9 protein-coding genes are annotated in these 9,309 nt (G+C 69.7%); all 9 read left to right on the top strand.

Annotation, left to right across the window (positions count from 1 at the left end; genetic code table 11):
• Window positions 1-168 precede the first annotated feature (168 nt).
• Entirely contained in the window at window positions 169-936 is a 768-nt protein-coding gene (locus ACWGI8_RS32515) for a uridine kinase (protein WP_453666408.1), read from the top strand.
• 40 nt (window positions 937-976) lie between these two features.
• Window positions 977-1,960, top strand: a complete 984-nt coding sequence (locus ACWGI8_RS32510; protein ID WP_453666406.1) for a phosphotransferase family protein — start codon at window positions 977-979, stop codon at window positions 1,958-1,960.
• Window positions 1,961-2,259: 299 nt separating this feature from the next.
• The gene (locus ACWGI8_RS32505) at window positions 2,260-3,108 is read left to right on the top strand and encodes a class I SAM-dependent methyltransferase (RefSeq protein ID WP_453666410.1); all 849 of its coding nucleotides are present in this window, start codon (window positions 2,260-2,262) and stop codon (window positions 3,106-3,108) included.
• Window positions 3,092-3,640, top strand: a complete 549-nt coding sequence (locus tag ACWGI8_RS32500) for a nuclear transport factor 2 family protein (RefSeq protein ID WP_453666404.1) — start codon at window positions 3,092-3,094, stop codon at window positions 3,638-3,640. Before ACWGI8_RS32505 ends, ACWGI8_RS32500 begins: the two co-directional genes overlap by 17 nt.
• Before the next feature lie 335 nt (window positions 3,641-3,975).
• On the top strand, window positions 3,976-4,320 hold the full coding sequence (locus ACWGI8_RS32495; protein ID WP_453666402.1) for a hypothetical protein: 345 nt from the start codon (window positions 3,976-3,978) through the stop codon (window positions 4,318-4,320).
• A 299-nt stretch (window positions 4,321-4,619) separates the two neighbouring features.
• Entirely contained in the window at window positions 4,620-4,982 is a 363-nt protein-coding gene (locus ACWGI8_RS32490; RefSeq protein ID WP_453666400.1) for a polysaccharide lyase beta-sandwich domain-containing protein, read from the top strand.
• Between the two features lie 86 nt (window positions 4,983-5,068).
• Window positions 5,069-6,292, top strand: coding sequence for a 4-hydroxybenzoate 3-monooxygenase (locus ACWGI8_RS32485; protein WP_453666398.1), 1,224 nt, complete (start codon window positions 5,069-5,071; stop codon window positions 6,290-6,292).
• A 288-nt stretch (window positions 6,293-6,580) separates the two neighbouring features.
• The gene (locus ACWGI8_RS32480; protein ID WP_453666396.1) at window positions 6,581-8,629 is read left to right on the top strand and encodes a transglycosylase domain-containing protein; all 2,049 of its coding nucleotides are present in this window, start codon (window positions 6,581-6,583) and stop codon (window positions 8,627-8,629) included.
• A 138-nt stretch (window positions 8,630-8,767) separates the two neighbouring features.
• Window positions 8,768-9,309 (top strand): LAETG motif-containing sortase-dependent surface protein (locus tag ACWGI8_RS32475; protein WP_453666394.1); only part of this gene is annotated, 542 nt, incomplete at its 3' end.

Genomic DNA, 9,309 nt, shown 5'->3' with positions numbered 1-9,309 from the left:
CGATGGCTGCCGGCAGTCCTGGACATGGTTGACCTCCATGGGCGCAGGTGACGGTGGACGGCACCGCCACTGATGATCGTAGCCACCCGGACAGTCACGCGAAAGATCGCGAACCGGTCCGGTCGACGCAGACTTCCCGCAGGTGAAAGGCGAAGATACGTTTGCCCAATGACGTCGCAGGAAGCAGCAGTGCACCACTCGGTCTCGACCTGGCAGCAGCCGTGCCCCGCTCCGGCGTCGCCCGAGCGCGAGGCGCTCGTGGAACAGGTCGCCAAGCGTGTCCTGGCCCTGGGCGGCGGCCGTCTGCTCGTGGGCATCGACGGCTTCACCGCCGCGGGCAAGACGAGCTTCGGACACGAACTGGCCGCAGGCATCAGCGCGGCCGGGCGCCCCGTACTGCGCGCCTCCCTGGACGACTTCAAGAATCCGTGGAAGGACCGGTACCTGTACGACCGGGAGTCGGGCGAGGGCTACTACCGCAACGCCTACGACTACGAAGCGGCCAGACGGCTGCTGCTCGATCCGTGCCGCTCGCGGGAGGCGGAGTCCTGCGCCCTGTGCAGCATCGACCCGCTGACCCAGCGGGACCACTCCTCGACGAAGACACCGGTGGCCGCGGACGCCGTACTGATCGTGGACGGCATCTTCGCGTTCCGCCCGGAGATCAACGGCTACTGGGACTTCCGCATCTGGCTCGACGTGGACGCGGAACTGTCCGTCCGGCGCGGCGCCGAACGGGACGGGGACGGGTGGGCCGGGTCCGAGGCCGAGTCGATCCACCGCAACCGGTACCTGGTCGCGGAACACATCTATCTCGACGAAGTCGACCCGCTGCGCATGATGGATGTCGTCATCGACAACTCGGACTTCGCCGAGCCCAGGATCGTCGGCCCCGCCGGCCAACTGCCGCATGAACCGCTGCACGACAACCAGTAGGGCTCAGCAGGATCCGACGGGCAGGTCGTAGGCTCCCCGCATGACCCAGCGGCAGCCCGCACAGGCGAACGGAGCGGACATCGACGACCGGGGATGGTCCTCCACCCGGGCCTGGGTGGAGAAGAACCTGCACCCACAAGCCCGCGTCGACACCGCGGAACGGTTGCGTGGCGGCTGGACCTCCGACATGCGAAGACTGCGCGTCACAGGAGGGGGCGACCCCCACTGGCTGGTCCTGCGGTCCTTCGTCAAGCCGTTCTTCCTGCACCACGCCGAAGGACTCCTGACCCGCGAGGCGGATGTGCTGCGCCTGCTCGGGAACACCGAGGTGCCCGCGGCCGTACTCCTCGCACTCGACGCGACGGCGGCGCACTGCGACCATCCCTCGCTGCTGATGTCGCTGCTGCCCGGCACCGTACGACTCGACGACGAGGGCGCCGGCCGGCGTATCGAACTCCTGGCCCGCCAGCTGGTCGCCATCCACCGGGTACGCGTCCCGGCCGACGCCCGCCCCCGCGCGTACCAGGCGTGGACCGCGCCGGACCGCGTACGGATCCCTGACGCCACCGGCCGGCCGGAGCTGTGGCAGCGCGCCGTGGACCTCATCCGCGACGACCCTCCGTCCTTCACCGGCTGCTTCCTGCACCGCGACTTCCACCCCGGCAACGTGCTGTTCACCCAGGACGTCGACGGACTCGCGATCTCCGGCGTCGTCGACTGGGTGGAGACGTCCTGGGGCCCCGCCGACCTCGACGTGGCCCACTGCTCCACCGCCCTCGCCCTCCTGCACGGCCCCCGCGCGGCGATGCGCCTGGCCGACCACTACCTCGCCGCAGGCGGCCGGCTGACCGACGATCCCGCCGCCCACCTGTACTGGCGAGTCCTGGACGCGCTCGCCTTCGCCCCGGACGCCGAGAAGGTCGCGGTGCCCTGGCGCGAACTGGGGCGCCTGGACCTGACTCCCGCACTGCTCACCCGGCGGCTGGAGGACTACCTCGAGGAGATCTTCCTCCGCTACGGCTGAGCCCGCCATGAGCCCGGCGTCCATGGCCGGGGCGGGGCGCGCAACGGGAACCCGGCGCGGCTGAACGGCAACCGGGGGACCCGGACGCCCGCCGCTCGGCGCGCCTCGGCCGCGCGTGGCCCGGCGGGTCCAGGATCGACGGGACGGCGGCCCTGGATCAGACATCCGGGCGCCGCCCCCCGGGCCATCGGCGAGTTCCTTGCCGCCGCTGCTCCCCGCGGAAAGTGACCATTTCACTGGACGGCACTGACGGCACTGACGGCATTGACGGCGTGTACGGGATGGACGGCGTTGACGGGATGGGCGGCACAGGCGGCACAGGCGGTGACACAGGTCGCGAAGGCCGCTACGGCGAGGCGGTGTTCCGTCCGGAGCAGCCGGGCGAGGACGACCGCATCGACCTCGGCGCCCTCACCTACGACGACATCACCCTGACACGGCTGACGCTGCTGGGTGCCGGCCCCGGCTGGCGCTGCCTGGACGTGGGTGCCGGAACCGGCACGGTCGCTCGCCGCCTCCTGAGCCAGGCTCATGTCGCGGCCGTGCTCGCCGTCGACCGCGACGTACGCTTTCTCACCGATCGCCCCCTGCCCGGGCTCACCGCCCTCGAGGCGGACATCACCGACCCGGACTTCGATCCCGGCCGATTCCAGCTGGTCCACGCACGATTCGTCCTCATGCACCTGCCCTCCTGGCACCACATGATCAGCAGGCTCGCCGGCCTGGTCGCCCCCGGCGGTGTGCTGGTCCTCAGCGACGCGATCGACCTCACCACCACCGCCGCGTCCGCCGACACCCCGTACACCCGGGTGATGCTGGCGATGTGGCAGGGACTGCGGGACTCCATCGGCACCGACATCTCCTGGGTGCCGGACTACCCGAGGCTCCTGCGGGCAGCGGGCCTCGCACCCGTGGCCGCCGAGATCCATGTGCCTCCGCTGCTGCCGGGCAGCCCCATCAGCCGCTTCTGGGCCGGGACTTGGGACCGGGCACGGGAGCGGATCGTGGCCACCGGCCTGGTCGACGACGCGACGATCGACGAGGCGATTCGCCGGCTCGACTCGCCCGACTGCGCCGCGCTCTCACCAGGAATGATCACCGCTTGGGGATGGAAGCCCGAGGAGGCCGCCGATGACCACCGCCCCTGATCCCGCGGAGCTGGAACGCGTCTGGGAGCTCCACACCAGCAGCGAGTTCAGCACGCTCGACGTCGAGACGACGATGTCCACGATGACCGACAGCCCAGTCGTGCTTCACGTCCCCACAGCCATGGGCGCCCGCGGCCGGGCGGCCGTACGCGACTTCTACCGGCGGTGGTTCGTCGGACACAACCCACAGGACTTCACGATCACACCGCTGACCCGCACGACGGGCCGCGACCGCATCGTCGACGAAATGCTCGTCTCGTTCACCCACGACATCCCGGTGCCCTGGATCCTGCCGGCGATCCCCCCGACCGGCCGGCCCATCAGCATCGCGGTCATCGCCGTCGTGTCCTTCGACGGGCCGCTGATCTCGAGCGAACACATCTACTGGGACCAGGCCTCGGTCCTCGCCCAGTCCGGACTCGTCGAAGCCGAGACGCTCTCCGACCTCCCGGTCGTGACGGACCAGCGGGCCACGCTGAACGACGGCCCCCTCAACCAGCTGATGGGAAGGGGAGAGCGCACGCGGACATGAACGGCCGGAGCCCCAGAGGTCCGCCACCAGGTGCACCGAGTGACCGAAGATCTCGTACACGTGCGACACCCCGGATCTCTTCCTGCTCCGAGGTCTTCGGAGGCTCCGCCATTGGGACGACGCGCTGAACCGCTGGTACGAGGACCCCGCTGTCCTGCCGCCCCCGTAGCCCTCGCTCGGGGTGCGTCTCGTTTCCGTGGACCGTCCGGGGCGCGGCGGGAATGGTGTGACGACATGCCTTTTACGGTGTTCGGGTGAGGTGTGTTCCGGAGTGCAACCAGCCGGGGCTCCGGTGCGCCTTGTGTGGTGTCAGTGACACAACCTGGGAGGCTTCCATGAATGCTGAGCCCCTTCTCGCGATGTCGTCGGTGCTGCCGGAGACCGGGATGGATCCCTACCGATTCCCCGGCACGCGCGACTGCGACGGCGACTGGCTTCACAGCGCGGTGACGACGGGCGAGGACGAGCTTCTGCCGCCGCCCGACCCGAGCCGGCGAGTGCCCCTCGCGCTGGCAGCGCCCGACCGGCGCCGCCTGGATCTGCACGTCGCTCTGACGCGGACAGGAGTCGCGCCGCTCCCGGGCGACCTCGACGCCATCAAAGTCCTGAGCGCGCTCGACGACACGACGATCGCGACGATCCTGCGCTGGATCACCAGCCCCAGCCCGAAAGCGGCATAAGGCTGCTCCGCGCACCGGCAGGAGTCCGTACTTCCACCGGCACCGACCCGGTTGCGCAGCCCCGCTCCGCCCCGCCCCTGGGGACCGATCGTGAGCGGTCGAGCGCCCGTTGCGGCCTCGACCGTTCGGATCGGGCTCGACCGTTGGGTCGAGGCTCTCCAGGCCGGCGGGGCGGCGAGCGGTGAAGCGGTGGGCGGTGGGGCGGCGGGTGTACGTCCTCACACTCGGCCTCGCCGACCCGGCCCCCGACACCGATCAGGACGCCCGGGGCGAGCGAGCTGCGCACCGCGGCACGGGCCATGGACGGCGACGGGCTGCAGATCCTCGCCAACGACGCCGGCCAGCAGGCAGTCCGCGTCCCTTCGCGCGGCTTCACCGGCATCAACTTCTGGAGTGCCGGCACGGTCGGCAAGGTCACGGCGAGCGCACCCGTGAGCGTGCAGATCCGTGAACGCAGCGACGGTACGGCGACCACTTCGGTCGCCGACCCCTGGCACAGCGTCCAGGGTCTCAGTCTCACCTGGAAGCGCCGGGTCGCATCGGTGCTCTACACGGCGCCTTCCGTCACCGCGACCGGGACCGGCTCCGCCCTCACCGTAACCTTCGGCGATCTCAGCAGCAGTTACGGCGCCACCCACACGGTCAGGGTGCGCACGGCCTGACATCGCACCACCACCGCTCCTCCGCCGGGCCGGGTTCCCGCACTCGCACATGAGCAGGAGCCCGGCCCGGGGGCCATAATGCCCGGATGACTGACGCCTCCTCACCCTCCACCCCCGTCACGAAGCAGCGCACCCGCGTGGTCGTCGTGGGTGCGGGCCCCGCCGGTCTCACAGTCGCCAACATTCTGCGTGCCGAGTCCGTGGACTGTGTGCTGCTGGAGACGGAGAGCAGAGACTTCATAGAGCAGCGGCCCCGCGCGGGCTTCATCGAGGAGTGGGCGGTGCGTGCCCTTGAACGGCGTGGTCTCGCCGACCGGTTGCTGGAACACGCCCAGACGCACAGCGAGTTCGAAGTCCGGTTCATGGGCGAGCGGCATCGGTTCGGGTACGCCGAGCTGACGGGACGCCGTCACTTCGTCTATCCGCAGCCGCTGCTGGTGAAGGATCTGGTCCGGGCGTACGCGGACGACGCGGGCGGCGACGTCCGCTTCGGCGTACGCGATGTGGAGCTGCACGCCATCGATACGGAGCGGCCCTCGGTGTCGTACACCGACCCGGAGTCGGGCGAGCGGGTATCGATCGACTGCGATGTCGTCGCGGGCTGCGACGGCGCACGCGGCGTGACGCGCACCTGCTTGCCGCCGCAGCACGCGACCCTCGCCCGGCATGACTACGGCGTCGGCTGGCTGGCTCTCCTCGCCGAGGCGCCGCCGTCCAGTGACTGCGTCGTCTTCGGTGTCCATCCACGCGGCTTCGCCGGCCATATGGCCCGAAGCCCGCAGGTCACCCGCTACTACCTCGAATGCCCGCCCGGCGACGACCCGGAGAACTGGCCGCACGAGCGGGTGTGGGCCGAGCTACGCGCCCGGCTGGCGGCGGACGGGGCGCCGCCGCTCACCGAGGGCCGGCTGATCGAGAAACGAGTGCTGGACATGCACAACTACGTCGTGGAGCCCATGGCCTACGGACGGCTCTGCCTGGCGGGCGACGCCGCCCACCTCTCCGCGCCGATCGCCGCGAAAGGCATGAACCTCGCACTGCACGACGCGATGCTGCTCGGCGACGCACTCGTGGCCTCGCTCCGTGACGGCGACGACAGCGGCCTGCGCGGCTACTCGGCGGCCTGCCTGCGGCGCGCATGGCAGTACCAGGAGTTCTCGCAATGGCTCTCGGAAGTGCTGCACGGGCCCTCTTCGGGTGACCCCTACCGGGCGGGGTGTGCGACGGCCCGGCTGCGGCGGCTCTTCGAATCGCCCGCCGCTGCGGAGGCTTTTGCCGAGCTGTACATCGGTAGGGACCTTGATCGTTGACACGGCCGGCCCGGTCCACGGGCGCAGTGTGTCGGGTATGCGGGTGCGTTGGTGCGTTGGTGCGTTGGTGTGTCCACGGGTTGACGGGTTGACGGGTTGACGGGTTGTGGTGCGTTGATGGGTGCGTAGCGGTGAGAGGCGAATCGCCGCTGTCGGGTTCCCTGCCGGCGGCGTGCTTTCTTTCACACAGAAGTGAGACAACGTGACGGAGCCGCGGTGCGTATTGCTCGGAGAGATCCGCGTCGCGCCGATGGTGCGCGCGGGGCATGACCGAGGAGCAGCCGCACCATGAGCGAAGAGACGCCGCCATCCCGTTCACGCCGCAGGCGGGCCGCCAAGCGCCCGCGTCTGATCGACTATCCCCGGCGGGGCAGACGCGGGGTCCGCCGCTGGCTCCCGTCGTGGCGGCTGCTGCTCGGCACCTTCGTGACTCTCTTCGGCGCTCTGCTGGGGCTGTTCGCCCTCGTCTACGCCTATGTCGACATTCCCAACGAGCGGGCCGCGGCGCGCCAGGAGGCCAATGTCTACTACTGGTCCGACGGCAGCCAGATGGTGAGCGTGGGCGCGGTGAACCGGCAGAACGTGCCACTGTCCACGGTACCCGTCCCGGTCCGCAATGCCGCGATAGCGGCGGAGAACGCCGGCTTCTACACCGACTCCGGTGTCTCGTTCACCGGTCTGGCCCGTGCCGTCACCAACATGGCCCGGGGCCAGGAGACCCAGGGCGGCTCCACCATCACCCAGCAGTACGTGAAGAACACGTATCTGTCTCAGGAGCAGACACTCTCCCGCAAGGTGCAGGAGTTCTGCATCGCGCTGAAGATGGACAGCCAGAAGTCGAAGGACGAGATCCTCCAGGGCTACCTCAACACCAGTTGGTTCGGCCGCGGCGCCTACGGTATCCAGGCCGCGTCCAACGCCTACTACGGAGTCGGCGTCGACAAGCTGAATCCCAGCCAGGGCGCCTTTCTCGCCGCACTGCTGAAGGGCGGCAACGAATACGATCCCGCGGTCGGCGCGGGCAACCGGAAGCGTGCGGTCGAGCGCTGGTCCTGGATTCTGGACCGCCAGGTCGACCTGGGCATGATGAAGGAGCAGGAGCGCGCGAAGTACACGACGTTCCCCGAGCCCCGCAAGCAGTCCATGTCCACGAATCTGAGCGGCCAGACCGGCTACCTCGTCGACCTTGCCAAGCGGTACGTCAAGAAGAACTCCAGCCTCACCGACGCCGACCTCGACCGGGGCGGCTACCAGATCCACACCACGTTCGACAAGAACGCGGTGGCCCAGCTCGAACGTTCCGTCAAGGGTGTCCTCGCCAAGCACATCGACCCGAAGACCCGCAAGGAGGACCGGCACGTCGAGGTCGGCGCGGCGTCCGTGCGGCCGGACGACGGGGCCATCGTCGCGATCTACGGGGGCGCCGACGCTACCCAGCACTTCACCAACAACGCCGACACTTCGGGTGTCCCCGCGGGTTCGGTCTTCAAGCCGTTCGTACTCGCCAGCGCGCTCCAGAACGGCGTTGTGGCCGAGGACGGCTCCGCACAGATCGTGACCACCGAGAGCTTCTACGACGAGACCGGCACACTGTCCACAGGGCTGCCACCGGTGCGCGGACCGGACAACTTCGTGTCCCCCCTGGTCTCCTCCGCCCGCTACACCACCTTGCGCGGGGCGATGGTGACCTCCGCCAACACAACGTTCCTGCAACTGGGCGCGGACACGGGTCTGCAGCGGGTCGAGAACATGGCCGTGGCAGCCGGAATGCTCAAGAGCAGCATGGCCCCCCGCAACAAGGAGTTCCCCCTCGGTACCTCCTCGCCGAGCGCGATACGGGTGGCCGGCTCGTACGCGACGTTCGCAAGCGACGGGGTACGCCACGAGCCCTACTCGGTGACCAAAGTGCTGCGGGGCAACGAGCCGGTCAGCGGACTTGAGCGGCCGCCGGGGCGGCGTGTCATGGACCGGACGGTGGCGCTCGATGTCACCTCGGTCCTCCGGGACGCGGCAATAAACACCGAAGCCGTACCGGCGGTGAGGAAGCTGGGCCGCTTCGCGGCGGCCTCCACAGGCCGCAACGACACACAGCGGGCCGCGTGGTTCGCGGGCTACACGCAGAAGCTTTCGACAGCGGTGACGATGTTCCGGTCCCAGCCCGGCAAACCTCTGCTGCCCATGGGCGGCACGGGCGGCGACGACTCACTGCGGGGAAGCGTCTTCCCGGCGCGGATCTGGTCCGACTACACAACGACGGTTTCGCCCGCCGAGCCTGCCGAGCCTGCAGACGCCGCCGCGGACCTGGCGACGCCGGCCCCGACGGAGACCGGCGGCTGACCCCGGCCACCCTCCGGCCCACGCGATGCTGCTCACCGGCGCGTAAGGAGTGGGGGCGGGGTGGGTTGCGGGGAGCGAGGGACGTGGGAGTACTGTGCGCGGCACCAGATCCAATGTATGGATGTACGTGGAGGATTGATGAAGGTACCTACCCGTGCGTGGAAGCGCTCGGGCGCGCTGATAGCGGGTGCGGCCGTAGGGTTCGTCGGAGTGGGTCTGTGCGCCACTCCGGCAGCGGCCCACACTCCCGTGTGGACGGTGAACTGCTCCGAAGTCACCGTCGATCTCAAGGCATACAACGACGATGTCACCAACACGGTGACCATCACCGTCGACGGCAAGGACCTGCTGGCCGCCAAGGAGTTCGGGCGGGAGTTCCACGACACGCTCAAGCTGCCGGCACACACGGCCGAGGTGCCGGTGCGCCTCATCGTGAAGGCGGGCGACGGCGAGAAGTTCTCGCACGACGAGACCAAGACCTCACCGGTCTGCGAGTCCGAGCCGCCCTCGCAGCCCCCGAAGCCTTCGGAGCCCCCGAAGCCCTCGGAGGAGCCGGAGCCCTCGGAGGAGCCGGAGCCTTCGGACACCCCGTCCACCACCCCGCCCAGCTCCGAGACTCCCGCTCCGGCACCCAGCACGCCGCCGCCGGGCGACCTCGCGGAGACGGGTGGGTCCAGCTC

This window comes from Streptomyces sp. NPDC054841, assembly GCF_053611045.1.
The sequence above is the reverse complement of the archived record's forward strand: the minus strand, read 5'-3'. Positions and strand labels throughout refer to the sequence as shown.

Excerpts from the sequence above, each read along its gene's own strand:
- ACWGI8_RS32505 (WP_453666410.1), top strand. The coding sequence starts at position 2,260 with ATGGGCGGCACAGGCGGCACAGGCGGTGACACAGGTCGCGAAGGCCGC.
- ACWGI8_RS32515 (WP_453666408.1), top strand. The coding sequence starts at position 169 with ATGACGTCGCAGGAAGCAGCAGTGCACCACTCGGTCTCGACCTGGCAG.
- ACWGI8_RS32510 (WP_453666406.1), top strand. The coding sequence starts at position 977 with ATGACCCAGCGGCAGCCCGCACAGGCGAACGGAGCGGACATCGACGAC.
- ACWGI8_RS32500 (WP_453666404.1), top strand. The coding sequence starts at position 3,092 with ATGACCACCGCCCCTGATCCCGCGGAGCTGGAACGCGTCTGGGAGCTC.
- ACWGI8_RS32485 (WP_453666398.1), top strand. The coding sequence starts at position 5,069 with ATGACTGACGCCTCCTCACCCTCCACCCCCGTCACGAAGCAGCGCACC.
- ACWGI8_RS32490 (WP_453666400.1), top strand. The coding sequence starts at position 4,620 with ATGGACGGCGACGGGCTGCAGATCCTCGCCAACGACGCCGGCCAGCAG.
- ACWGI8_RS32495 (WP_453666402.1), top strand. The coding sequence starts at position 3,976 with ATGAATGCTGAGCCCCTTCTCGCGATGTCGTCGGTGCTGCCGGAGACC.
- ACWGI8_RS32480 (WP_453666396.1), top strand. The coding sequence starts at position 6,581 with ATGAGCGAAGAGACGCCGCCATCCCGTTCACGCCGCAGGCGGGCCGCC.